Origin of the sequence: Shewanella ulleungensis (assembly GCF_014648315.1) — a bacterium.
GTDB lineage: Bacteria > Pseudomonadota > Gammaproteobacteria > Enterobacterales > Shewanellaceae > Shewanella > Shewanella ulleungensis.
In genome coordinates, this window is the sequence record NZ_BMQW01000029.1 from 1 (window position 1) to 1495 (window position 1495).

Genomic DNA, 1495 nt, shown 5'->3' on the forward strand with positions numbered 1-1495 from the left:
GCCAGTGGCTAAGGTTACGGTGGCGGTTACCGTGCCGTCAGTACCGATCTCATCGCTGTTGAACACGCCATCGCTGCCCATGCCGCTGAACTCAACGGTCGGTGCAGGTGCCATGATGGCATCAACAAGTTGTGTATCGGTGGCGGTTGCAGATGGGTTACCGGCGATATCAATCACTTGCGCGGTCACATCAACATCGGTGGCGCCTGCAGTCACAGGCACTTCAACATCAAAGCCGTTGTCAAGCATGTCTTGCGTGACAGGGCCGTTAAACAATTCATTACCGTTACCGTCAGTGACAATCAAGGTGTCGCCAACCTGGGTGCCAGTGGCTAAGGTTACGGTGGCGGTTACTGTGCCGTCAGTGCCGATCTCATCGCTGTTGNTACAGTCGGTGCAGGTGACGTTATGTCGACAATCCCATTATCATTATCTGTGGCTGTATTACCGGCAGGATCTGTAACTTCAGCGACAACGGTATAGTCTCCTTCTGACAATGGGTCGACTACATCGACTTCATATGCTCCATCAGGATTCACTATCGTTGTAATGGTCTGTTCGTTACCTTCACTATCAGTAATAATTAATGTAACAGTACTGCCTACAGGTGCGTCAGTCGTACCCGTGATAGTCGGTGTAGTATCGTTTGTTAGAGCAGGTGCATCGACTGTAATGACCGGTGGTGTGGTATCTAAAATTGCAGAGTCATTTCCTTCGGGCGTTGTATTACCATTAGAGTCAACGACTACAGCAACAACTTCAATTTCTTCACCTTCGCCAGGAGCTGGTAAATTGAGATTTACGCTACCAGTATCAATATCTTCTTGTGTTAATACTATTTCAATGCCATTAACAATAAGTGTGTCACCGGCTTGAGCACCTGTGTTTTCCAGGCCGATAGTAACGTTTATTTCTGTAGCGCCATTGAGTTCTTCATTACTAATAAAACCATCATTATTAGTATCTGTATTAATAATAACGGTAGGAGCGCCGTCAGCAACAGGCGTGACTTCAATGGTTAATGTGGCAGTAATACCTGTGTTGGTGGTGTAAGTGATCACAGGGACGTTGCCGTTCCAGTTTTCATTTGGTGTGAAGGTATATGAACCATCAGCATTTAAGACGAGCACGCCATTTTCTAGGGTGACTTCGGTGCCAGCAGCATAACTTTGGCCATCAACTTCAAAGCTGACAACGATTAAATCTGAATCAACATCGCTGTCGTTATCTAATACGTTACCCGTGGCAACGGTATCTTCAACAATGGAATTGCTGTCATTAACTAACACAGACGCATCATCAAGCGGCGTCACTTCAATGGTTAATGTGGCAGTAATACCTGTGTTGGTGGTGTAAGTGATTACAGGGACGCTGCCGTTCCAGTTTTCATTTGGTGTGAAGGTGTATGAACCATCAGCATTTAAGACGAGCACGCCATTTTCTAGGGTGACTTCGGTGCCAGCAGCATAACTTTGGCCATCAACTTCAAAGCTGA

General features: G+C 46.6%; 2 protein-coding genes. Both read right to left on the reverse strand.

Annotated features, from left to right (window positions below; all coding sequences use genetic code 11):
- Nucleotides 1-306 (reverse strand): hypothetical protein (locus IEY40_RS20060; protein WP_229777179.1); only part of this gene is annotated, 306 nt, incomplete at its 3' end.
- A gap of 44 nt (nt 307-350) precedes the next feature.
- Nucleotides 351-1433, reverse strand: a complete 1083-nt coding sequence (locus IEY40_RS20065; protein ID WP_438811101.1) for a cadherin-like domain-containing protein — start codon at nt 1431-1433, stop codon at nt 351-353.
- Nucleotides 1434-1495 lie beyond the last annotated feature (62 nt).